Raw genomic sequence first — 24,097 nt, 5'->3', positions numbered from 1 at the left:
GATCCCACAGTGACGATCGGCTCCTGACGGAGCGTGGAGTCTCATGCTCTCCGATTACCGTCGGATCTTCTCTCCTCCGGGCAGTCTTCTCTTCTCTGCCGCGGGCTTCATTTCACGCCTTCCGTTGTCGATGATCGGCGTCGGCATCCTCACCATGCTGTCGCAACTCGGCGGTCAGTACTGGCTCGCCGGCTCCGTCTCCGCCACACAGGCGCTCGCCGCCGCCGCTGTCGGGCCTCAGATCTCCAGGCTCGTCGACCGGCATGGTCAGCGTCGCGTCGTCCTCCCGGCCACGGCGGTGACGGTCGCCGCCATCTGTGCGCTCCTGCTCTGCGCACATTTCGCCGCCCCGGACTGGACGCTGTTCGTGGCGGCGGCGGTGGCGGGCTGCATGCCGAGCATGGGCGCGCTCGTCAGGTCCCGCTGGGCGGAGATCCACCGGGACTCGCCGTGGCTGCTGCACACCGCGTACTCGCTGGAGTCGGTTCTCGACGAGTTGATCTACGTCGTCGGCCCGATCCTGGCGATCGCACTGTCTTCCAAGGTCCGTGCCGGGGCCGGGCCGTTGGCGGCCGCGGTACTGCTCGGCGTCGGCGTGCTGCTGTTCGCCGTGCAGCGGCGTACGGAGCCGCCGGTGCGCTCAGGGCCGCGACACGCCAGAGGCTCGGCGCTGCGCACTCCGGGCCTCGGCCTGCTCGTGCTGACGCTTACGTCGGTGGGCGCGTCCTACGGTGCGGTGGACGTCGCGACGGTGGCGTTCGCCGGCGAACACCACCACAAGGCGCTCTCCGGGCTGTTGCTGGGCCTGTACGCACTCGGCTCGGGCCTGGCAGGCGCGGTCGTCGGCGCGATCGGGCCGCGGGGAGCGCTCACGCGGCGACTGCTGCTCAGCGTCGGCGCGATGGTGGCGGCGACGGCACCGCTGCTGTTCGCGTCAGGTCTCGCTGCCCTGGCGGGGATGCTCTTCGTGGCGGGCATGGCCGTCGCGCCGACCCTGATCACCACCATGGGTCTGGTGGACCACCTGGCGTCTGCCGCCCAACTCACCGAGAGCATCACCTGGATCGTCTCCGGCCTCTCCGTCGGTGTGGCGCTGGGCTACGCCACGGCCGGGTGGGTGGTCGACGCCGCGGGGGCGGCGGCGGGCTATCGGGTGCCGTGCGCGGCGGCTCTGCTCGCCGCCTCGACGGTCTGTCTCGCCCTGCCACGGCTGACCCGCGCAGGCGCACGGTGAGCAGGCCGGGCACGGCCGCTCGAACGATGCGGCATATGTGGTGGAAGTAGACAATTGACTCTAATTTGTCTATGGAGACCTGACCCAACCCTTTCCGGCTGCCGGCCGCCGTGCGCCCCCCGGGGGTCGTACCGGGGTTCCGTGGCCCAGGAGCCCCAGGGAGAACAATGGCGCATGTCCTGATAGCCGACGACGACGCGGACATCCGGGATCTGGTGGCCTTCAAGCTGACGCAGAACGGTCACCGGGTCACGGCCGTGGAGGACGGCATGGCCGCGCTCCGCGCGGTGCGCGAACAGCCGGTTGAACTGGCCCTGCTCGACATACGCATGCCGGGGATGTCAGGTCTGGACGTCTGCAGGGAACTGCGCGCCACGCCCGAGACCGCCTCCCTCCCCGTCATCATGATCACCTCCCGGTCCCAGGAAGGAGACGTCGAGGTCGGATTCGCGGCGGGCGCCGACGACTACATCATCAAGCCGTTCAGCCCACGGGAGCTGTCCAGCCGCGTCATCGCGGTGCTCAGCCGGGTCGAGCGATGATCCCCACGGGTTTCGTCATCAGAGCGGTGCTGTGCCTCACGGCCGTCATCCTGACGATGTGCCTGCTGATCGTCTGTGCCCGCGGCTTCCGCAAGCACCGGCAGGCCAGACGCCAGCGGATCGTGGCACCTGTGCGCGGTCCCCTGCTGCAGTTCCTGTGCGCCGAGGAGGACGAGCAGACCGAGCTGCTGCACCTGCTGGCGGGGATCGACAAAAGGACCTGGATCGCTCTGGAGCCGACTTTGACGGCGCTGCTGGAGAAAGTCTCCGGAGGAGCCCGCACCGCGCTGATCCGGCTGTACGAGCTGCGTGGGGCCGCCGTGGACGCAGTCGCCGACCTGGGAAGCCGCAGCGCGGTTCGGCGGGGACGCGCAGCACAGGTGCTCGGGCAACTCTCCCACCGCCCGGCGGCCGAGTCGCTGTGCCGACTGCTGACCGACCGTGACCCGGATGTACGCCTGGCCGCCGCACGGGCGCTGGGCCGGTGCGGGGGACCGGCGGCCGTCCCGCACCTTCTGGAGTCCCTCTGCGGAGCGCGGAGGCAACCCCCCGGCGTGATCACCATGGCGCTGGTCTCCCTGGGACCGGAGGCACAGCGGAATGTCGCGGCTGGACTGGAGCACCGGGAGCCGCTCGTCAGGGCCGTGGCGATCGAGGTTCTCGGCGCGACCGGCGCGGTTTCCCACACCTCCCGGATCGCTCGCGCGCAGCACCAGGACCCCTCCATCGAGGTGCGGATCAAAGCTGCGCGGGCGCTGGGCAGGCTGGGCATGCCCGAGGGCCTGGGGCCGCTGCTCGCGGCCGTCCGGCCGGGACGGCCGGTCGCCCTGCGCATGGTGGCCGCCGGGGCACTCGGCAATCTGGGCGCCGTCGCCGCGACCGGCCCGCTCGCGGACCTGCTCGACGACCCCGACCCACATGTGGCGGGCACCGCAGCCCGAGCGCTGCTACGGCTCGGCCCGACAGGGCGTGCGGCGCTGCGCGCGGCGGCGGACGATCCCTCCGGTGGTCCGGCCGCCGCCCAGGCCAGGGCCGTCCTGGCCGAATCGGCGGTCGGTGGGGCACACCACGACGTCCGTGCGGAGGTGGCGCTGTGAGTACAGTCGCCGCGGATCCGTGGGCGTGGCTGACCGGCCCGGCGCACAGCCTGATCGCCGTCTGCGACGAAGTGGTGATCGTCTACTTCCTGGCCATCAACACCTCCTACCTGGTGCTGATCCTGATTGCAGTCGTGGAGTTCGTCGGACGGCTGCGGCGGGCGTCCTTCGCCGGGTATGACGACGCCTCCAGCAGCCCCTTCACCCCGCCCGTCTCCGTGATCGTGCCCGCCCACAACGAGGCGGTCGGCATCGTCGAAGCGATCCGGGCCATGCTGCTGCTGCGCTACCCCATGTTCGAGGTGGTCGTGGTCGACGACGGCTCCACCGACGGCACGCTGGACGCTCTGCGGGACGCCTTCGACCTGGTTGAGGTGGAGTACGTGGTGCCCGACGATGTCCCCGTACGCGGCAGGATCACCTCGGTCCATCTGCCCAGAGGCGGGCCGGTGCCCCTGGTGGTGGCCCGCAAGGAGAACGGAGGCAAGTCCGACGCGCTCAACGTGGGGATCAACCTGGCACGCTATCCGCTGCTGTGCATGGTGGACGCCGACTCGATCCTCGACTCGCAGGCGCTGCTCGCGGTTGCCAGACCCTTCAGCGACGACCCCATGCGGGTGGTGGCCACGGGCGGCGTGGTGGGTCTCGCCAACGGCTGCACCGTCGTGGCCGGACGGGTCGTCGAGCCGCATGTGCCCCGGGACCTCCTCGGACGGGTTCAGGTCGTCGAGTATCTGCGCGCCTTCTTCCTCGGCCGCACCGGATGGTCCAAGGTCGGCAGCCTGCTGATCATCGCCGGCGCCTTCGGTCTCTTCCGCCGGGACGCGGTCGTGGCGGTCGGCGGGATGGACCGGGACTGCATCGGGGAGGACGCCGAACTGGTCATCCGTCTCCACCGGCACATGCGCGAGCAGGGCCGCGACTACCGCATCGTCTTCGTCACCGAGCCGATCTCCTGGAGCGAGGCGCCCTCGACGCTGAAGGTTCTGGGTCATCAGCGGCGGCGGTGGCACCGGGGCCTGACGGAGATCCTGCTCAAGCACCGTGGCATGATCTGCAACCCGCGCTACGGCCGCATCGGCCTCGTGGCCCTGCCCTTCTACGTGGTCTTCGAACTGCTGGCCCCGGTGGTGGAGCTCGCGAGCCTCGTCCTGGTCCCGCTCGGCGTGCTGATCGGCGCGGTCGACGTCGGTTTCCTGTGGCGCTTCCTGCTCGCCGCCTACGCCTACGCCATCGTGGTCAGCCTGGTCTCGGTCGCGGTGGAGGAGTACGCCTTCCACCGTTTCACACGATGGCGGGACGTCTGGGGCGCCCTCGTCGGGGTGGTCGCGGAGAACATCGGATACCGCCAGTTGACGGCGTGGTGGCGGTTGCGCGGCCTGTGGGACGCCCTGCGCCGGACTCCCCAGGCGTGGGGCTCGATGACCCGCTCCGGATTCGGCACCTCCGGTCACGTGAAGGAGCGCGGAGGCGATCGTGCGTGAGCGGTCAGGCGGAACTGAGTCACCGTCAGGGGCCTGGTCCACGACGCGGCGGGCAAGTGGTGACGGGCAACCGGTCACCCGAATGCCGCAGCCCGCCGGTAACTCCTGGCCAGGCCTGCCTACTCCGTCCAAGGGTGCGGCCGTGGCCCGATTTGCGATCTTCCCTCGTTCGTCCTTCGCTTGAAGAGTCCTACGCAACCGCAACCGCTGGGCAGGTGGCTGACCTTGTGGTTCGGGGTCGCACCGTGAGCGGACGCTGCTCATCACACGTCGCTCGCAGACGCCGTGCCGACGAGACCGCGACCGGTCTGTCGGCAGTCCCGGCCGCAGCTCGCGGCCGTGCACGACATGTGGAGGCGGATGATGGAACCCAAGCCCCCGGACGCACCAGGGCAATACGCGGCCGACGACGAGGAGCGGTTTCGGATTCTGGTGAAGAACTCCGCGGACATGGTCTTCCGCCGCACGGTCCCGGGCGTCTACCTGGAGGTGTCTGCGTCGGCGTCGGCGTTGTTCGGGCGGCCGGCGGAGGAGATCGTGGGGACGAAGGTCGGTTCCTGGGTGCATCCGGGCGACGTGGAGGACTTCGAGTGGGCTGAGCGGGATCTGCTGCGCGACGGCCGGGTGGTGGTGTGTCTGCGGCTGCGGCACGCCGACGGGCACTGGATATGGACCGAGACGACGTCCTGGGTGGTGCGGGACCCCGCGGGCGAGCCCCTCGAAGTGCGCGGGTTCGTCCGTGAGGCGGAGGGCCAGCGGCGCAGGGAGGAAGCCCTGCGGTTGTTGCAGGACCAAGCCCGCTCGGTCATCGAGACCGCCCGGGACGCCTTCGTGTCCATCGACGAGGACGGCTTGGTCATCGACTGGAACCGCAGCGCCGAACAGCTCTTCGGTTTAAGCCACCGCGAGGTGATGGGGCGTCCGCTGAGCGAGACGATTCTCCCTGAGCGGTACCGCGCCGCACACACGGCAGGTCTGAAGCGGGTGCTGGCCGGTGGTGAGACTCATGTGCTGGGCCGCCGCATCGAGCTGAGCGCCCTGCACCACGACGGCCACGAGATCCCGGTCGAACTGACAGTGTGGCGGATGAAGTCGGCGAAGGCGCGCTGCTTCAACGCCTTCGTCCGTGACATCAGCGAGCGCAAGCATGCCGAAGCCGCCCTGGCGGAGGCGCGCGACCAGGCGATCGCCGCGTCCCAGGCGAAGTCTCAGTTCGTCGCCTCGATGAGCCATGAGATCCGTACCCCCATGAACGGCGTCATCGGGCTGAGCGACCTGCTGCTGGGGACCACGCTGGATGCCGAGCAGCGCCGCTATGCCGAGGGCATTCAGGCCGCCGGCTCGGCACTGCTGTCGCTCATCAACGACATCCTGGACTTCTCCAAGCTGGAGGCCGGCAAGATCCAACTGGACAGCGTCGCCTTCAGCCCCCAGGTGCTGGTGGAAGAGGTCGTCTCGCTGGTGGCGCAGACCGCCCAGGCCCAGGGCCTGGAACTGCTCAGCGACTGCCATCCCGAACTGCCCGCGACGGTGTACGGGGATGCCGGCCGACTGCGGCAGATACTGCTCAATCTGGCATCCAATGCGGTGAAGTTCACCGAGGCAGGCGAGGTCGTACTCAGCGTCCGCCCGGACCGGCCCCGGCCGTCCGCAGGGCATGTGCCATGGCTGTGCTTCGAAGTGGCCGACACCGGCATCGGCATCGCCGAGGCCGATCAGGAGCGGATGTTCGACGCCTTCTCCCAGGCCGATGCCTCAACCACCCGCCGCTACGGAGGAACCGGTCTCGGCCTGGCCATCTGCCGGAGGCTCACCGAGGCGATGGGCGGCTCCATCGGCGTCAGCAGCCGGCCCGGCCAGGGCAGCAAGTTCTTCTTCCGCGTGCCCGTGCGCACACCGGACACCCCTGAACCACCCCCGGCCCCTCTGGACCCCAGCACGCTCCGTGGGCTGCGGGTCCTGGTCGTCGATGACAACGACACCAACAGGCTGATCCTTGATGCTCAGCTGCGCAGATGGCACATGCAGCCGACGACGGTCTCCAGCGGCCCCCAGGCCCTGGTGGCCCTGCACGAATCAGCGGCTGCGGGCCGCCCCTTCACCCTGGCCCTCCTGGACATGCACATGCCCGAGATGGACGGCCTGGAACTGGCCCGCCGCATCACCACCGATCGGACCTTCGCCTGTGTACGGCTGCTGTTGCTCAGCTCCGGCGCCCAACTGCCCGCTGCCGAACTGCACGCTGCCGGCATCGCCCGCAGTCTGGCCAAGCCCGTCCAGCAGTCCCAACTCATGGATGCCCTGGTCGAACTCACCAGCCGGACACCTCCCGTGACGACCACAGCAACGGCACCCGCTCCGGCCATCCCCCGGCCCCCCCGGCGCGGCCATCTGCTGCTGGTCGAGGACAACGAGATCAACCAGTTGGTGGCCCATGGCCTGCTCGCCCGCCTCGGCTACAGCACGGATACCGCCGCCGACGGCATCGAGGCCCTGCGGATGGTCGAAGAACACACCTACCACGGTGTGTTGATGGACTGTCAGATGCCCCGGATGGACGGTTACGCCGCCACCCGGGAACTGCGCCGCCGCGAAGCACACGGGGACACGCACCTGCCGGTGATCGCGATGACCGCCAGCGCTCTCGCCGAGGACCGCGAGAGATGCCTGGCCGCGGGCATGGACGACTACGTCTCCAAACCCGTCGCTGCGGACGAGCTGGAAGCAACCCTCGCCCGCTGGGTCAACCCGGCCGGCCAGCAGACGGACGACGAGGTGCCGCACGACTCCATCGAGCAGCGGCTGAACGAACTGCGCGGCGACGGCTCCCCGGGCGAGAACGAACTGGTGGACCGGCTGGTGGACCACTTTCTCGTCCGCGCCCCCGAGATGACCAGCGCACTCTTCCACGCGCTGGACCGCCACGACAGCGAGGAAATCGCAGAGGTGGCACACAGTCTCAAAGGCGCTGCCGGCAACATCGGAGCCCAGGGCCTCGCCGACTGCTGCGCGGAGTTGGAACACTACGCCGAGGCCGGAGATCCGGCCCCACTGACTCAGGCCGCCCCCCGCCTTCAGGAGGAGCTGGACCGAGCCTGCCGCACCCTGGAGACGCTCCGGTCCCGTCCTCGCCGACGCGGACCGGGATGAGGACGTGGTCAAGGTTCGGGCCGGGCTGCTCGCCGGCCGTGAGGCTGCGGCCTGGACGTACGCGGCAACAGGAACCGCGGTGATCGTCACCTTCCTGCTCACCTCCTCCTCGGCGCGTTACATGCTGGCCGTGCTGATCTCTGCCTCGGTCGTCGTCGCGATCCTGGTGGGGGTGGTCAGGAACAAGCCGCCGTCGGCCCTTCCGTGGTATCTGTTCGCGGCAGCCATGGCACCGTACGCGGTGGCGGACATGATCTGGGGTCTCTACCAGATCCGCGGTGCCGAGGTTCCGTTCCCCGGCATGGCCGACCTGTTCTACCTGGGCAGCTACGTGTTGTTCACCGCCGGTCTGGTGACCCTGGCCCGGAAGCACGCGGGCCGGCTGCACTGGGCGGGGCTGCTGGACGCGGGAATCGTCACGTTGGGATTCGCCACTCTGGCATGGACGTTCATCATCGCCCCCTACCTGCGCAGCCGGCTTGCCGCGTGGCCGATGGCGGTGTCCATCGCCTATCCCGTCACCGACCTGGTGCTGTTGTCCCTGGCCGCGTGGCTGATGTTCACCACCGGCACGCGCACACCGTCGTTCCTGATGTGCATCGGATGGCTGCTCGTCCTGCTCGCCTCCGACGGCCTCTACTACGGGACCGAGGCGACGCATGGGACCGCGCTCGCGGAGAACGTGTCCGAAGTGGGGTGGATGGTCTCGTCCCTCCTGCTGGGGTCGGCGGCGCTACACTCCTCCGTTGCCCGACCGCTGCGACTCGCCGAGACCCAGGAGAGGATGCCCCGGCGGCGACTCTCGATCCTGATCGCGCTCATCCTGATGGGGCCGTTGATCGTGCTCGCCGACGTCGGTGGCATTCGGGATCAACCGATGCATGTCACCGTGATCGTCGGCATGATGGCGGCCCTGTCGCTGCTGCTGGTGCTGCGCATCGCGTTCTTGGCCCAGTACGCCCAGGAGACGGCCGCCGCCGCGCGGACGCGAGCCTTGGCCCTCGCCGCCTCGCTGCAGGAGCAGGCGGAGCTCCAGAAGCTTCTGAGTCATCAGGCGACCCACGACCCGTTGACGGGTCTGGCCAATCGCACGCTCCTGAACGAACGTCTGGAGACCGCCCTCGAGCGGTGCTCCACCACTGCCTGCGCAGGACTGCTGATGCTCGATCTCGACGGCTTCAAGGACGTCAACGACACGCTGGGACACTCGGTCGGAGACGAACTGTTGGTGGACGTCGCACGGCGGCTGACGGGCAGGGTCCGCGAGCAGGACCTGGTGGCCAGACTCGGCGGCGACGAGTTCGCACTCCTCGTGGAAGGCGTGGACGCGAGCACGCTGCACGAATACACCACCCGCATTCTCGACTCCATCACGGCCCCCTTCACCCTCGGGTACGGCCATTCGGTGCACGTGACGACGAGCATCGGGGTCAGGAGCGTCACCAGACCGATCACGCCTGCAGAAGCCCTGCGGGACGCCGACACCGCTCTCTACAAAGCCAAGACGGCAGGCAAGAACCAGGCCGCGTTCTTCGAATCCACGCAGTAGTCCCTCTCGTCCCCGGGCACGGTGGGGGCCCGGACTCCTGTCGTCCCGGCCCCGGGGAGACTCCCGGACTTCACGAGTGAAGGTGATAGGCCGTTCGGACCGACTTTCCCGCCACGTGGCGTGGTGAATTTTGCAACGGCCTCAGTGACTGTCATTACTGATCCGATCCAAATGCTTGGTTCCGGTGGACCCTTCGATTCATGGGTAGGCAATGAAGGCAGGGAAGGCAGGCAAGGCAGGGGAGGCAGGGAAGGATCCGGGATGCAGCCGGAAGAGCGCTGCGGCGAGGACGCGGGCATTCGCGGGCGTGATGCTACGGAGCCGCCACCGAACCTTCCTCTGGGGCGCCGGAGCCGTCGGTCTGTTGTCCGTAGCGTTGGCCGGTGTCCTGGTGTGGGAGCTCCGCACGGTCCAGACCAATCTTGCCGCTGCTCAGGTGGCCACTGACCGACTGCAGACGGAGATGATCGGTCATCGCCAGCCCTCGGCCGAGGTGCTGGACGACATCCGGAAACACACAGCGGCCGCCCGGAGCGCGGCCGGCACGCCGGTGTGGAGCGCAGCCGAGAGTCTTCCACTGATGGGCCCCCCGCTCCGCTCTGCCCGGGGGCTGAGTGTCGCCGCCGACGACATGGTCACCGGGGTGCTGCCGGAGGCTGTGCGACTGCAGCAGATGCTCGCGTCCGGGCGGATGGTGCACCAGGGGCGCGTCGACCTCCGCCGGCTTTCGGCCGTCACGGACCTGCTGGGGGGCATGCACCGCCAACTGGACGGAGTCCGGACCACTTTGGACGGCTTGCCCGGCTCCACGGTGGTCAGTCGCCTCGACCTGGTACGGCAGCGGCTCTCCGACCGGGTGGCGCGCCTTTCCGACTCGGTCTCCGAGGCGGAGTCGACGACGCGGCTGCTGACGCCTGTTCTGGGCGGCACGGCGCCACGCTCCTATTTTCTTGCCTTCCAGAACAATGCCGAGGCCCGGGGCACCGGTGGTCTCGTAGGCGCCTTCGGTATCTTGACCGCCGACCGTGGTGGCATCACTTTGCACAATTTCGCGTCGGACGACACGCTGCCGCGTACCGACACCCCCGTGGCGAACTTCGGACCGGCTTTCGACCGCCGGTACAGCGGTACCGAGAGTACCCAGGGGCTGGCCAATTCCAATCTGTCCGCTCATTTTCCGTATGCGGCGCAGGTCTGGGTGGGCCTGTGGCAGCGACTTACGGGGCAACGTCTCGACGGGGCCATCGCAACCGATCCGGTAGGACTCGCCCGTGTCCTCAAAGCCACAGGCCCGGTCCGACTTCCGGACGGAAAGCAGCTGACGGCGGAGAACACCGTGGAGCTCACCGAGAGCACCCTCTACGCGTCGTACAGCAATATCGAGCGAAAACGTTTCCTGGTGCAGGTCGCGCAGGCGGTCGCTGCCGCCTTGCTGGGCCACGGGCACGATTCGGTGGCCCTCCTCCACGCACTGGGGCAGAACGCCAGCGACGGCCGACTGCGTGTGTGGAGCAGAGATGCCTCCACCGAGTCGGCACTCGAAAAAGCCGGGCTGGCCGGCGATGTCCCCGAGAGAACAGGGCCGTTCGCCTATCTCGTGGTCAACAATTCCGCGGGCAACAAAATGGACTACTACCTGGGGCGGTCGCTGGCCTACGAGCTTGGTCCTTGCGAGGGCGGCACCCGTTCCAGCGTGGTGCGGATCAAGGTGACGAACGGTGCTCCCGCTGTGGGCCTGCCTCCCCTCGTCGCTCTGCGTTCCGACGACCCCCGGCACTCACACCCCCCGGGCTCCACGAGCATCTGGCTTTCGTTGTACGCCAGTTCCGGTGCCCGGTTCACCGGCGCGACGCTGGACGGGCGGCGACTTCTGTTGTCGTCGACCGAGGAGCGAGGTCACCCGGTGCTCGGCACGCAGGTGGAACTTCTGCCCGGTCAGACGCGAGAAGTGGACGTTCGTCTGGTGGAACCGGCTTCAAGTCGGCCCCCCGTGGTGCCCTCGCAGCCGTTGGCGCGGCCGCAGATCACCAAGGTACATATGCAGCCGTGCGTGAAGTAGTCGGGCTGACCGAGTGAACCCTGAGGGGCCCGCGCCCGCTCACGAAGGGTGCAGCGGGAGTCGTTCCTGCAGGCGGCGAAATCGTATCCACGGAAAATCAAAGTCCGCGAGATCAAAAGAAACATTCTGATCCACCCGAAAGGACGCGGCAGCGTCCGTGGACATGCCGTCAATGAAGTGCCGAAATAGGTCTTCGGCAATTGACATCCTGCTGATCGGGGTTCACCTTGCGTGGGGAATGCGCGGGCAAAGACAAGCTGACAGCGGTTCATCCTGCGGTGTTCCACACCGCACAGGAAAGCCGAGCCCGGCTGGGTGGCTGGTCCGGCGTTGCCGGCCGGTGCCGCCGACCGGTGGTGCAGGCCGCCATGGACGCGGTCGCCTGGACATGCGGCTTACTCATCGCAGGCATGACCAGCAGCGGCGCGTCCGACGTGTTCGTCGGACCCGGCGATCTGCTCGTCGTCTGTGCTGTGACGGGAGTGGCAGCGGTGCTGGCCGGGGCCGTGTGCGGGCTCTACTCCGGGCGCTATCAGGCGGAGACCGGCCCGGAACTGAGTGCGGTACTGGTCTCCGCGGCGCTGACCGGGCTCCTTCTGTGGGGTATGTGTCGGGCGGGACTGCCCCTGGTGGGAGTCAGGCCGGCCGTGGCCGGACTGGCCGCTCTGGTCGGCGTGCTTGGCATGATCACCGTCAGGACCGCGGCGGCGACCGTCCGGCGCAGACCTCGACGGCCCGCGCCGACCGCCGTCAAGGTGATCGTGTTCGGCGCGGGCAGTGCCGGAGCGCAACTGGTGCAACGGCTCATGTGTCAGCCTGGCGCGCAGTACCAACCGGTCGCCCTGCTGGACGACGACCCGGCCAAGCGCCGGCTGCGGATCTGCGGGATCCGAGTGCGCGGCGGGCGGGAGTGGCTGGCGGAGGTCGCCGCGGAGACCGGGGCGACGGTCATGGTGATCGCGATCGCCGGCGGGTGCCGGGACGGCCAGGTGATCCGCGAGCTGATCGCGCTGGCCGAGTCGGTCGGTCTGTCCACCAAGGTGATTCCGCGCATCGAGGAACTGGTCGCCGGACCGGCGCGGATCGACGACGTCCGCGACCCGCGGATCACCCAGTTGCTGGGACGCGATCCGGTCCGACTGGACCTGAAGTCGGCTGCCGCTCAATTCGCCGGGCGCCGCATCCTCGTCACCGGCGCCGGTGGCTCGATCGGCTCGGAGCTGTGCCGCCAGTTGCACCGTCTGGGTCCCGCGTCGCTGGTGATGCTCGACCGGGACGAATCAGCTCTGCACGCGATCCAGCTCGCACTGCACGGCCGTGCGCTGCTCGATTCCGACGAGGTCGTGCTGGCCGACATCAGGGATGCCTCCCGCATGCGTGAAGTCTTCGCGCAGGCCCGCCCCGAGATCGTGTTCCACACGGCGGCGGTGAAACATCTGCCGCTGCTCGAGCGGTATCCGGCCGAGGCGCTGAAGACGAACGTGACCGGCACGCTGAACGTGCTGCAAGCGGCAGCGGATTGCGGCGTGCGGTCGTTCGTGAACGTCTCCACGGACAAGGCGGCCGACCCGGTGAGCGTCCTCGGCACCTCCAAGCGGATCACCGAGCGGCTCACCGCGCGCATGGCCGGTGAGTTTCCCGGGACCTGGGTGTCGGTCAGGTTCGGCAACGTCCTGGGCAGCCGGGGTTCGTTGCTCGGCTCGCTGTCCGCGCAGATCGACGCGGGCGGACCCCTCACCGTGACTCATCCGGAAGTGGCCCGCTACTTCATGACGGCCACCGAAGCCGTCCAGCTCGTGCTGCAGGCTGTGACGGTCGGGGAGAGCGGCGAGGTCCTCGTCCTCGACATGGGAGACCAGGTCCGCATCGTCGACCTCGCCCGCCGGATGGCCGCCGCAGCGTCACGGCGCGTGGAGATCGTCTTCACGGGGCTGCGGCCCGGCGAAAAGCTGACCGAGGACCTGCTGGGTGCCGGGGAACGTGACCACCGGCCGAGGCATCCGCTGGTCAGACAGGTGCCGGTGCCCGCACTCGAGGCCGGTGAGGTCACCGGCATCGCTCACCTCACCGATCCCGAAGAGGTACGCGCCGCCCTGGTGCTCCTCGCCACGGCGGACGGTCCCGAGGAGTCGGCCGACCAGGCCGTGCTGCCCGGCCAGCCCGGCAGAGCGGAGGCCAGCAGGTGACCGCCCCGCCCGCACCGGGCCGGCACCGGACAGGCTGGGCCATTGCGCAGGCGTCCACCGCGCGGCCCGGCGGCAACCGGCTGCCTCACCGCAAGCCGTACCGCGGCAAGCGACTCCTGGACCTGGTCGTGCTCGGCCTGATCATCGTGCCGGCCGCGCTGCTCTGCGCGATCGCCGCGCTGGCGCACCTGCTCGCGCACGGCAGACCCGTCCTGTTCCGGCAGCACCGCGTCGGCCGCGGCGGCCGCCCGTTCGTCCTGCTGAAACTGCGCACGATGCGGAACGTCCCGGACGGACCGGACACACCGGGCGACGCCGACGTCGCCCGGGTGACCGCAGTCGGACGGGTACTGCGCCGCACCTCTCTCGACGAGTTGCCCCAGCTGGTCAACGTGCTGCGCGGACAGATGAGCCTGGTCGGGCCGCGGCCGACGCTGCCCTACCAGGTACGCCGGTACACCGATCGTCAGCAGTTGCGGCTGCTGGCCGTCCCGGGCCTGACCGGCCTGGCGCAAGTGCACGGGCGGCAGCGGCTGAGCTGGCCGGAGCGCATCGAGTGGGATCTGCGGTACGTCCTGCGCCAGAGCTTCCGGCTCGACCTGGCCATCATGTTCCTCACCGTCTGGACGGTCCTGGCCGGGACCGGAGCCACCGTCAGCCACGACAAAGATCCGATCGCCCGCAGTCCAGAAAGGATGCTCTCAGGTGCCTGACAGCAACGTCCGGATCCGGCTTGCCAGTCCCGACCTCGGTGAGGAGGAGGCGGAGGCGGTACGAAGGGTCCTGTGCAGCGGTGTTCTCACCAACGGCGCGGAGAACGAAGCCTTCGCGCAGGAGTTCGCCGACCGGCATCAGGCGCGGTTCGGTGTGACGTTCTGCACCGGCACGGCCGCGCTGCAAGCGATGTTGCTCGCCGAGGGCATCGGTCCCGGCGACGAGGTGATCGTCCCGTCGATGACCTTCGTCGCCACCGCGACATCGGTGTGTCACGTCGGGGCCACCCCGGTGTTCGCCGACATCGATCCGCGGTCCTTCAACCTCGACCCGGTATCGGTCGCGGCCCGCATCACCGGGGCCACCCGGGCCGTCATGACCGTGCACTACGCCGGGCAGCCCGGGGACCTCGACGGGCTGGCGCGGGTGTGCGCTGCGGCCGGCGTGCCGTTGCTGGAGGACGCAGCACAGGCGGCCGGCGCCCAGTACCGCGGCAGACCGGTCGGCACCGTCGGCCGGTCGGCCATGTTCAGCTTCACCCCGGCCAAGAACATCACCACTGGTGAGGGCGGCATCGTGCTGACCGACGACCCGGGCGTCGCGGAGCGGCTGAGGCTGCTCCGCAACCATGGTCAGACCGGTCTGTACCAGCATGAAAGCCTTGGCTACAACTGGCGGTTGACCGAGATGCAGGCCGCGATCGGCCGGGTGCAGCTGCGCAAGCTGGACGGCATCCTCGGGCGCAAACAGCAGATCGTTCGATCGCTGACCCGGCGGCTGACCGGGCTGCCCGGCCTGACCACGCCCCATCAGGTGTCCGACACCAGGGGCACCTGGGCGCTCTACACCTGCCTGCTTCCCGGCATCCGAGACCAAGTGCTCGCCGACCTGCTGGACCGGGGAATCGAAGCACGGATCTACTTCCCGCCGGTGCATCGGCAGCCGCTCTTCGCCCGGCGGGACGGCGGCACCGGGCTCGCAGCGGAACTACCGGTGACCGAGGCCGTCGCCCAGGCGATGCTCTCGCTGCCGGTTCATCACCGGTTGACCGAGGCCGAGGTGGCCGAGATCGCCGACGCGGTGAGCACCGCCGTAGAGCGGGCGACCACGGCGCCGAACGCGATGGACCGGCCGATGCCGGTCGGTGCCCGCTGACCGCGCAATGATGTACCGGCCTGCACGACTCGGGCGCGAGGGCCACAACCGCGCCCGGGTCCCGGCCGCGATGCTCGGGGCGGGCCTGATCGCGTCGGCGCCGAAAGCCCAGGAGCCTTGACCGAACCGGACGGTCAGGGCTCCCGGGGCCTGGCGGGCACGCCCACGACCACCTGACCCGGTGTGACGTCGCGGGTCACCAGTGCCGCGGCGCCGACCATCGCGGACGGCCCGATCCGCCGGCCCTGCAGCACGGCGGCGTTGCTGCCCACCGTGGACCCGGCGCCGACGGTGACGTTCCCGGCGATGTTGGCCCCCGGCAGGATCGTCACGAAATCGTCGAGCACCGTGTCGTGACCGATGCTGGCCTGGTAGTTGACCTGGACGTGGGCGCCGATGACGGTGCCGGTGGAGACGAACGCCTGGCCGAGCACAACACAGCCGCGCCCGATCCGTGCGCCGGGGGAGACCACCGCCCGTGGGTCGATCACGCTGGCCGCTCGCATGCCACGATCCTCGAACTCCCGGGCCAGCCTTCGGCGCGCGTCGGCGTCGGCGATCGCCACGACGAACTCGTCGCGCTGTCCGTCGGGCGCGGCCAACTGCCCGGGAACGAGCACCGGACAGCCCTCCACCGCGGCGGCTGCCGGGTGCTCGTCCACGAAGACCACCTCGGGTGCCGCGGCCATCGCGCGCACCGCGTCCAGCGTCTCCCTGCCGAAGCCGCCCGCGCCCACGATGTGCAGCGTCACGGCCGCACCTCCGATACCGGCTCCTCGCGCCGCGCCGGTGCCGAGACCGCGTCGAGGAACGCGCCCGCCAGAGCGGTCATGCCGTGATGCCGGTACACCCAGCGGCGGCCGCGCTCACCCATCCGCTCCCGTTCGGACCGGCTCATCCCGGCCAGCCCGGCCAACGCGGCCGCCATGTCCGCCGGGGATTCGGCGGGCACGCACACGCCGCCGCCGGACTCGCGTACGGGGCCGCCGGGCGCATTGCTCGCGAACAGCACCGGCTTGCCGGACGCCAAGTAGTCGAACAGCTTGTTGCTGCTCAGGCCGTACTTGAAGACCGCGACATCGCGCAGGCAGAACAGCGTCACGTCCAGCTCGGCCAGCACGGCCGGCACGGCCCGTTTCGGCACCGGCGGCCAGAACAGCACGTTGTCCAGGCCGTGCCGGCGCGCGAGCTCCTGGCACGCGGCCTTCTCCTGGCCGTCGCCGACCAGCACCACAGCGACCTGCGGATGGCCGGCGGTCCGCAACTCCGCCGCGGCCGCGACAATGGTCGCCACCCCGTTGGCCGGACCGTGCGAGCCGATGTAACCGGCGGTGAGAAAGCCGTCCTTGCGCAAGCGGCTGATCCGGTCGATCAGGTCGGCGGCCTGGTCCGCGGACTCCTCACCGTCCCGGCCGGCAGGCAGGCTCGGATCCACCGGCGGCGGGAGGTCGGGGATCCCGTTCGGCACATATTTGATCTTGTCGGCCGGGATGCCACGGGCCTGTAGGTAGTCGGAGGCGCCGGGCAGGAGGCAGATGACTGCGGAGGCCTGCCGGCAGCAGAAGGACTCGACCAGCCGGAGCAGCCGGGCGGGCAGCCCGTTCGCGCGCAGCGCGCCCATGTCGATCAGGGTCTGCGGCCACAGGTCGCGCACCTCGAAGACGAAGCGTGCGCGGCGGCCGCGGGCCGCCAGCCAGGCGGCGAGCACCGCGGGCAGGTGCACCGAGGAGCCGACGATCACGTCCGGCCGGTTCAGGCGGAGCTGCACCGAGAGCACCCGGGCCGCGTAGTGGGCCATGTTCAGCACGCGGCGGTGTCCGTTGCCGGTGTACGGCGGCGTGCGGACCCAGACGAAGCGGACGCCGTCGATGGTCCGGCCGGCCACCTTCTGGCGGGGCGCGAGCCGCTCCTCGCGCCTGCTGAAATGGCTGAAGCTGCTGGCGAAGACAGTGACCTCGTGCCCCTTCGCCGCCAGCACCCGTCCCAGCTCGTAATGCCGGGTGCCGGCGGCGCAGTCGGGCGGGGCCGCGTAATGGTTGAAGATCCAGATCCTCATGTCCTCACCTCCGCCGAAGCCGCCCTACGGTGCCGCATCGGGTACCGAGCGCCGGCCCCTCCTTGTGTAGGTCGCCGAAGTCGGCGATCAGTCCGTCGGCCCCGGCCGGCTGGGCGAGCTGCCACACGATCGGCGCACGCTTGACGAACGGCGGACGTGCTCCGAACGCACTGAGCACTTTCACAACGGCGTTCCCCTGTCCGGCCGGGTCGTCCACACCGGAACAACCCCGTCCGGCGTCTGCGTACGCCGGCGGTGACCGGCTCGACGCCGAGAAACGCTACTACTCTGTGTGCTCAACTTGCCACTTTGAGTTACTTATGCCGCTACATTGTGCGCGTGCCGAGGTGGTGACCACATCCGCCGTCCCTGCGGTACCGATCCCGTTTCGCGACTCCGGAGGCTGTTTTCGTGGTGCAGTCGATCATGAAAGGCCTCCGCGTCCGACTGCCGGGAGTAAGCCCGGCCGCCATCGGAGGCACACTGACCGCGCGACTGCTCGCCACGGCGATGAGCTTCGCGGCGGGCGTCATCGCAGCGCGGGACCTGGGGGTGCACGGCCGGGCCACTTTCGCGGTCATGATCTCGGTCCCCACTGTGCTGAGCATCGTCACGGTCCTGGGCATGGACAGCGCCAACGCCCGGTTCGCCGGAACCTCACACACCGCGTACCGCCAGATCGTCCGGTGGACCGTGGTGTTCTCCCTGGTTCCCGGTTCGGCACTGGCGGGGCTGTGGCTGCTGCTCGGTCATCTCCTGCCGGTCGTGCTGCTCGGTGTGCCGTTCCGGCTTGCTCTGGTCGCGGCCACCATGTGCCCGGTGACCCTGCTGACCACGCTGCTCGGCACGGCCGAGATCGGCCGCGGCCGGGTCAGGACCTACAACCTCGCGAGCACCGTCCCCGCGGCCTGCCACATGGTCGGCGTCTGCGGCCTGTTCGCCACAGGGTCACTGACCCCCACCAGTTGCTTTCTGTCCGCGCTGACCGGGCAATTGCTCTGCGCGGGGGTCTTGCTGATCGCGACCACGACCCGGGTCCACGACGACGGTGAACGGGTGTCCCCCCGTACCTTCGGCAGCTTCGCCCTCAGGGCCTATCTCCCGAATCTCATCCACTACGGAATGCTGCGTCTCGATGTGCCGGTGATCCAGTTGCTCGCCGGGGCGACGGCCGTGGCCATGTACGCCGTCGCACTGCCCGTGGCCGAGGCGATGTTCCTGCTTCCGACGGCGGTCGCACTGGTGATGTTTCCCGCGGTCACGTCGGGCGCCGTCGACGCGCGGGCGGCGGCCAGGATCGCCCGGACCGTTTTCGCTGCCGCCGCCGTGTCCGCCGCCATGGTGGCGGCAGCTGCCCCCGTCCTGATCCCGGCGGTCTACGGGCGGCCGTACTCCGGTGCCGTGCAGGTGATCTGGGCGATGCTCCCGGGCCTGGTGCTGTTCAGCATGGCCCGTTCGCTCCAGGCCTATCTGGCGGCCACCGACCTGCTTCGGCCGGTCATCGTGGCCACCCTGATCGGTGGGTTGGTCAACGTCGCCCTGCTCGGAGTCCTGACCCCCCGCTACGCGGCAGTCGGAGCCGGCGCGGCCGACTCGGCCGGATACCTGGTGTTCGCGGTGCTGATCGGCAGGGGTGTGCGGTGGGGCGTCCGCGCCGGCCAGCATCCTCCGGCTCGGCCCGCCACCGAGAGCGGGCAGCCCGCCCCTGCGCCCCGACCTGTCGGCCGGCTGGTGGCCAAGGGGGGCGGCTACCGCCGGCAGACCGTGTATCCGAGGTACGTGAGGTCCATGATGTTCAGGCGAACCCCCCTGGTCGCGGCGGGACTTGCGACCGCGGCAGGTGTCGGCTACCTCGCGATGACGTACGGCCCCGCCGTCAGCCTGGTCGGCGCCGCCGTCGGCCTTGCGGTCATCGTCGTGGCCTGCCTGCTGATTCCGGACGCGGGTCTCTATGTGCTCGCAGCCGCGATCCCGCTCTCGCAGTCGGACATCGGGACAACGCTCATCAGCCCGAGACGGCTGGCCGCCCTGATGCTCGTCTGCCTGCTGGGTCGCGTCGTCTCCGGCGCGGGGATCGCGTGGCCGAAACTGATCGGCGCCCTGATCGCCATCGGCACGGTCGCCTATATGGCGGCCGCCAGCGCCGTGGTCGGCGACACCCGGCTGCAGGGAACCGGAAACTGGCAGTACCTGCTGCTGACGTGCGCGCCGCTGTTGCTCGTACCACTGATCGCCCCGCCGGGACCCGCTCTTGACCGAGCGCTCACGGTGTTCTGCTGCGGCAGTGTGATTCTGGCGGTGATCGAAATCGCCCAAGCCGGGTCCATCTTCGCCATGAAGGCGGACCTCACGCCTGCCGACACCGCTGTTCTGGCCATCACCCAAGAGGGCACAGCCAACCACAACGCCGTGGGGGCCCTGCTCGTCATGGCGACCGCGGTCCTGATCAGACGCTGTTCGGCCGTCCGGGGGCGCCTCACGCGACTGGCGACCGCCGCCGCGGTCGTCGTGCTCGCCCTGGGGGTTGCGTACTCGCTGAGCCGCGCGGCCTATCTGGCGGGCATCGCGATGATCGCGCTCTATGCCGCCCGCAGATCACTGCGCGGTGCCCTGGCCCTGGGTGCCGGCGTGGCCTGCATGCTGCCGCTGCTGCCCGCGGCGATCGCGGCCCGGTTCGACTCGATCCTCGGCGGCGCCCCGGACGCCAACTCCGCTGTACGGCTCGATCTGTGGAGCAGTGCCCTGCGGATGTTCGAGGCGCACCCGGCTTTCGGCGTCGGATACCTGAACTTCGCCGCCCAGTTGCCCGCCTATTACCAAGCCACCGGTGATTACGAGGTCATGTTCCTACAGTTCCCACTCCTGGAATTCGCGCACAACACGTATCTGACCGTTCTCTCGCAGACGGGGCTTGTGGGGGCGCTCGGAATCGGCGCACTTGCCCTGCTCGGCGCCCGCCGGGCCTGGCGGGCGATCCGCTCCGGTGATCCTGCGGGTGAGGCGGCGCTGCTGGCCATGGTCGGTGCCGGGGTCTGCTCGCTGTTCGGTGAGGTCCTGTTGGTGCCCCCTCTGCTGGCCGCCCTGATGCTGATCATTCTGGCTGCGAAGCCGGTTCCGGTCGGCCCGTCACGGGGGCCGGAAGCGGCACCGGCACCGGTGCCGGAATCGCCACCGGTACGGGCGTCGGCACCGGTACTGGCGTCGGCGCCCGCGCCGGTGGGGCCATGAGTACGTTCGAGAGCGGGAAGCCCCCGCGGCGGCTGCGCATCCTCCAGATCACCTCGACCGCCGTCGGTGGGAGCTGGTTCCACGATCAGGTGCGGGGGCTGGCCGAGCTCGGCCACGAGGTCTGCGCGGTGCTTCCTCGCGAAGGCCCGCTCGCCGAGCGGCTGCGCAGGATCGGGGGCGTCCAGGTGGAGATCATCGGGTTCGGACTGTCCCGTCGTATCAGGCAGTTGCCCGGGCTGATGGCCGCGCAGTGGCGGCTGATGAAGTTCGTCAGGCAGTACAAGCCGGATGTCATCCACTCGCATCTGATCATCGCGATGCTCGCGGCACGAGTGGCGTCGTTCGCCCATAGGCCGGCGCTGGTCGTGTCGCAGGTTCCAGGACTGGTGCATCTACGGATGGCTCCCTTCCGGATCCTGGAGTGGCTCTCGCTGCGTCGGGACGACCTGGTGCTCGGGTCGTGCCGGGCGATCGCGCACCGCTACCGGGCCATGGGAGCGCGGTCGGTCGCCGTCAGCTACTACGGCTGCGACGTGCACCGGTTCGATCCGGCCACGCCGGCGGGCCCGTTCCGCCGGGAGTTCGGGCTCGGCGCCGACACGCCGGCCATCGGCATGGTCGCCTACATGTACCCGAGCAAGTTGCGCGAATTCCGCCAGGTCGGCGTCAAGGGGCACGAAGTCTTCATCGACGCCGTCCCGCTGATTCTGCGGCAGAACCCCGACGCCAGGTTCTTCGTGATCGGCGACGAGCTGGTCGGCGACGGAGAGTACCGGAGAGAGCTGGAACGCCGCGCCGCCCGGCTCGGCGTCGCCGACCGGATCCGGTTCACCGGCTTCCGGTCCGACATCAGCTCGGTCATGGCCGGGCTGGACGTACTGGTGAACCCCTCCATGGACGAGTCCGCCTGCTACACCGTGGTGGAGGCGCTGCTCATGCGCAAGGGCGTGGTGGCGACTGAGGTCGGTGGCCTGCCGGACACCGTCCAGCACGGCCGTACCGGCCTGTTGGTCCCACCCGCCGACGCGGCAGCACTGGCACAGGCCGTGAACGCACTGGTCGCCGATCCCGCAGCGCGTCTCCGCATGGCCGGCCGCGGCCGCGAACTCGCGCTCCGGCAGTTCGACATCGCCGGGACAGTGAGCCAGGTGGACGGGCTGTACCACCAGGCGCTGGCCGCGCGGGGGCGACGCCGGCCGCTCCACCGGAGGAAGGCGTGAAGGGCAGCACGTGGTCCAAAGCATCCCTCGCCGGCATGGCGGGGAAGGCGGTACGCGATCTGCGGCGGCCGAGCTTCCCGGTCGACGTCACGACACCGCCAGGTGACACGCCGACCGGCCCACCGGGGAGATACCCGCTCGACCTGCGGCCGATGACCGCCGGGAGCGTGCTCGACCACGAGCACGTCGTGGTGACGCGTGCCGTGACCGGCGCAACGTACCGGAACCCGGTCTCGGTCAGCCTGTACGCGCTCGCCCAGCACACCCGCGCGCTGGCCGCCGGATGGTCCCCTGCCACTGCGGACGAACGGCCGTCGGGCATCCGGGCTCTGCTGACCCAGGCCGGGTGGCTGCGTGCCGCCCAGGACGGCAATGGCGGCTGGCGCTATCCGGTACCGGTGCCGCGGTACGGCGTACGCCCGGGCTGGTACTCCGCCATGGCTCAGGGCCTGGCGGTGTCCGTGATGCTGCGCGCACACGCCACGACCGGCGAGCGGTCCTTTCTCGATGCGAGCGAGGGTGCGGTGGAACTGATGCTTCGGCCGCTGGAGGCGGGTGGCTGTTCGCACTACGACCGACTGGGGCGCCCTTTTCCCGAGGAGTGCCCGTCGGACCCGGTCAGTCACATTCTCAACGGTGCGGTCTTCGCCCTCTTCGGTCTGTGCGAGCTGAGTGGGTATCAGGGCGGGACTGTCCACGAGCGCGTGGCGGACCGGCTGCGCGACTCGCTGCCCGAGTTCGACCTGGGGTACTGGACCCGATACGACCTGCGGCACCACGCGCCCGCCAGTTTCGCCTACCACTGCCTGCACACCGCTTTGCTGACCGCGGCCGGACGCGCGCTCGCCGACCCGCGATGGCTGGCGGTGGGCACCGCGTGGGAGCGCTACACGAGGAGCCCGACCGGGCGGCTGCGAGCAGCGGCGGGCAAGGGCCGTTTCGTGCTCAGGGAGCACCGTGCTGGATCGTGATCACGTCCCGCTACGGCGGGGCATGGACGCTGCGTCGGCCGCGCCGCTGCGCGTCGTCCTGCTCGCGCCGGCGACGTCGGCGCACACCCGGCGTTGGGCGGACGACCTGGCCCTGCGGGGGCATCAGGTGACGGTCTGCAGCTGGCACGGGCCGGGCCTGCGTCCCGATGACTGGCGCATCACATCCGCCCCCGCCGGAGGGAGCCGGGCGTCGCGGGTGCTGCGCGCGGGGCACTGGCTGCGCCGCGAGGTGCGCGGTGCGCGGCCCGATGTCATCCACGTGCATTCGCTCGGTGTGCACGGGGCGCTCTCCCTTCTGCTGCCGGCCCGCCCGGCGGTGCCGCTGCTTGTCACGCCGTGGGGCTCCGAACTGCGCGCGGCGGACCGGCATCCCGGCCGGGCGCTGGTCGCTCGGCTGGCGCTGCGGCGGGCCGCGCGCGTGGTGCCGACCTCCCGGGAGGTGGCTGAGCTGGTCGCGAGCCGGTACCGGGTCCTCCGCTCACGGATCACGGTCCTGTCCTGGGGCGTACCGGACGCGCTGCTGGATGCCGGACACGAAGCCGATCCCCGGGTGACACGCGCGAAGTACGGCATTCCGGCGGAAGCCACGGTCGCGCTGTCGGTCCGCAGCACGTCGGACGTCTACCGGACACACGAGATCCTCGCGGCCTTCTCCCGCGCCGCGCGGGTCCGGCCGGACCTGTTCCTCCTGCTGGTGGCGGGTCATCAGCCGGCTCACCCGGCCGCCAGACAGGCGCAGCAGGAGTATCTCGGGCTGTTGCGCGCCCGGGCACGAGACCTGTCCGGCCGGGTCGCCCTCGTCGATCAGCGGCTCGGCCAGGCCGAGCTGTTCAGCCTGATGCGCGCGAGCGATGTGGCGATCTCGGTCCCCCGGTCCGACCAGCGAAGCTCCTCGGTGCTGGAGGCCGCGGCTGCCGGGTGCCGGCTGCTGCTCTCCGACATCGCGCCCTACCGGGAACTGCTGGCGGACGGCCTGCTGGCGGACCTGCTTCCCGACCCGCTGGTCAGCACGTTGGCCGATGCCCTCTCAGGCACGGGGCCACTGGATGCCGCCGATCGCCTTGCCAACAACCGGCTCATCGACCGGACCGAGCGTGGTTCCCTGAAGGTCGCCGAACTCGAACGGCTGTACAGGAATGTGGTCCGTGCCGGGACGATGTGACCCCGCTGGAGGCCCAGGGTCCGCGAGGGGTACCTCATGCGGAAGAGGAGAGCCGGGGGTGACTTCGCCGGCACGCAGGAGGCCCGCGGCGAGGCCGGCCGCCTCAGGGTGGTCCCCTCGCCGAAGCCTGCGGGCGAAGGTCCGCGAACCCGCGCTCACGCCCCGGATCGGGTGAGCAGCGCGGTGGCTCCGATGCAGGTTCCGGGCAGACGGACGGCGTCCCGGCCGGGGCCGGGACGCCGTGGTCCTGCTGTGGGCACGCCCTGATC

16 protein-coding genes are annotated in these 24,097 nt (G+C 70.0%); 14 read left to right on the top strand and 2 right to left on the bottom strand.

Annotated elements, in window-relative coordinates:
* Positions 1-43 precede the first annotated feature (43 nt).
* The 10 genes from LN251_RS08650 (at position 44) to LN251_RS08605 (ending at position 15,170) form a co-directional block, all read left to right on the top strand.
* Positions 44-1,234, top strand: a complete 1,191-nt coding sequence (locus LN251_RS08650; RefSeq protein WP_458243885.1) for an MFS transporter — start codon at positions 44-46, stop codon at positions 1,232-1,234.
* Positions 1,235-1,401: 167 nt separating this feature from the next.
* Positions 1,402-1,776, top strand: a complete 375-nt coding sequence (locus LN251_RS08645; RefSeq protein ID WP_142152091.1) for a response regulator transcription factor — start codon at positions 1,402-1,404, stop codon at positions 1,774-1,776.
* The gene (locus LN251_RS08640) at positions 1,773-2,873 is read left to right on the top strand and encodes a HEAT repeat domain-containing protein (protein WP_458243884.1); all 1,101 of its coding nucleotides are present in this window, start codon (positions 1,773-1,775) and stop codon (positions 2,871-2,873) included. The genes LN251_RS08645 and LN251_RS08640 overlap by 4 nt, the downstream gene beginning before the upstream one ends.
* Positions 2,870-4,357, top strand: a complete 1,488-nt coding sequence (locus tag LN251_RS08635; RefSeq protein WP_458243883.1) for a glycosyltransferase family 2 protein — start codon at positions 2,870-2,872, stop codon at positions 4,355-4,357. The genes LN251_RS08640 and LN251_RS08635 overlap by 4 nt, the downstream gene beginning before the upstream one ends.
* A gap of 360 nt (positions 4,358-4,717) precedes the next feature.
* Positions 4,718-7,507: a response regulator gene (locus LN251_RS08630; RefSeq protein ID WP_458243882.1), complete on the top strand. Its 2,790-nt coding sequence runs from the start codon at positions 4,718-4,720 to the stop codon at positions 7,505-7,507.
* A gap of 4 nt (positions 7,508-7,511) precedes the next feature.
* A complete protein-coding gene (locus LN251_RS08625; protein WP_458243881.1) occupies positions 7,512-9,056 on the top strand; it encodes a diguanylate cyclase domain-containing protein in 1,545 nt (514 codons plus the stop codon).
* Between the two features lie 364 nt (positions 9,057-9,420).
* Positions 9,421-11,115 (top strand): DUF4012 domain-containing protein, encoded by a 1,695-nt coding sequence (locus LN251_RS08620; protein ID WP_458243880.1) that lies wholly within the window; start codon positions 9,421-9,423, stop codon positions 11,113-11,115.
* A gap of 410 nt (positions 11,116-11,525) precedes the next feature.
* Positions 11,526-13,301 (top strand): SDR family NAD(P)-dependent oxidoreductase, encoded by a 1,776-nt coding sequence (locus tag LN251_RS08615; protein ID WP_458243879.1) that lies wholly within the window; start codon positions 11,526-11,528, stop codon positions 13,299-13,301.
* Entirely contained in the window at positions 13,298-14,014 is a 717-nt protein-coding gene (locus LN251_RS08610) for a sugar transferase (RefSeq protein WP_458243878.1), read from the top strand. Before LN251_RS08615 ends, LN251_RS08610 begins: the two co-directional genes overlap by 4 nt.
* Positions 14,007-15,170 (top strand): DegT/DnrJ/EryC1/StrS family aminotransferase, encoded by a 1,164-nt coding sequence (locus tag LN251_RS08605; RefSeq protein WP_458243877.1) that lies wholly within the window; start codon positions 14,007-14,009, stop codon positions 15,168-15,170. The genes LN251_RS08610 and LN251_RS08605 overlap by 8 nt, the downstream gene beginning before the upstream one ends.
* 134 nt (positions 15,171-15,304) lie before the next feature.
* Here LN251_RS08605 and LN251_RS08600 read toward each other — a convergent pair whose 3' ends face one another.
* Together LN251_RS08600 and LN251_RS08595 are read right to left on the bottom strand one after the other, a co-directional pair.
* Positions 15,305-15,922, bottom strand: coding sequence for an acetyltransferase (locus LN251_RS08600; protein WP_458243876.1), 618 nt, complete (start codon positions 15,920-15,922; stop codon positions 15,305-15,307).
* Positions 15,919-17,226 (bottom strand): glycosyltransferase family 4 protein, encoded by a 1,308-nt coding sequence (locus tag LN251_RS08595; protein WP_458243875.1) that lies wholly within the window; start codon positions 17,224-17,226, stop codon positions 15,919-15,921. Before LN251_RS08595 ends, LN251_RS08600 begins: the two co-directional genes overlap by 4 nt.
* A gap of 411 nt (positions 17,227-17,637) precedes the next feature.
* Here LN251_RS08595 and LN251_RS08590 point away from each other — a divergent pair, with 411 nt between their 5' ends.
* Genes LN251_RS08590 through LN251_RS08575 form a run of 4 tightly spaced genes read left to right on the top strand, consistent with a single transcriptional unit; the run spans position 17,638 to position 23,828 of the window.
* On the top strand, positions 17,638-20,454 hold the full coding sequence (locus LN251_RS08590; protein ID WP_458243874.1) for an O-antigen ligase family protein: 2,817 nt from the start codon (positions 17,638-17,640) through the stop codon (positions 20,452-20,454).
* Complete coding sequence (locus LN251_RS08585) at positions 20,451-21,674, top strand: glycosyltransferase family 4 protein (protein WP_458243873.1); 1,224 nt, start codon at positions 20,451-20,453, stop codon at positions 21,672-21,674. Before LN251_RS08590 ends, LN251_RS08585 begins: the two co-directional genes overlap by 4 nt.
* Entirely contained in the window at positions 21,671-22,645 is a 975-nt protein-coding gene (locus LN251_RS08580) for a D-glucuronyl C5-epimerase family protein (RefSeq protein ID WP_458243872.1), read from the top strand. The genes LN251_RS08585 and LN251_RS08580 overlap by 4 nt, the downstream gene beginning before the upstream one ends.
* Entirely contained in the window at positions 22,632-23,828 is a 1,197-nt protein-coding gene (locus LN251_RS08575; RefSeq protein WP_458243871.1) for a glycosyltransferase family 4 protein, read from the top strand. Before LN251_RS08580 ends, LN251_RS08575 begins: the two co-directional genes overlap by 14 nt.
* Positions 23,829-24,097 lie beyond the last annotated feature (269 nt).

Source organism: Streptomyces sp. MAI_2237 (assembly GCF_054189285.1).
This window is presented reverse-complemented; position numbering and strand designations above follow the sequence as displayed.

Bases quoted from the DNA above. Each gene is read 5' to 3' on its own strand.
- LN251_RS08615 (WP_458243879.1), top strand. From the start codon at position 11,526: ATGACCAGCAGCGGCGCGTCCGACGTGTTCGTCGGACCCGGCGATCTG.
- LN251_RS08640 (WP_458243884.1), top strand. From the start codon at position 1,773: ATGATCCCCACGGGTTTCGTCATCAGAGCGGTGCTGTGCCTCACGGCC.
- LN251_RS08645 (WP_142152091.1), top strand. From the start codon at position 1,402: ATGGCGCATGTCCTGATAGCCGACGACGACGCGGACATCCGGGATCTG.
- LN251_RS08650 (WP_458243885.1), top strand. From the start codon at position 44: ATGCTCTCCGATTACCGTCGGATCTTCTCTCCTCCGGGCAGTCTTCTC.
- LN251_RS08585 (WP_458243873.1), top strand. From the start codon at position 20,451: ATGAGTACGTTCGAGAGCGGGAAGCCCCCGCGGCGGCTGCGCATCCTC.
- LN251_RS08630 (WP_458243882.1), top strand. From the start codon at position 4,718: ATGATGGAACCCAAGCCCCCGGACGCACCAGGGCAATACGCGGCCGAC.
- LN251_RS08595 (WP_458243875.1), bottom strand. From the start codon at position 17,226: ATGAGGATCTGGATCTTCAACCATTACGCGGCCCCGCCCGACTGCGCC.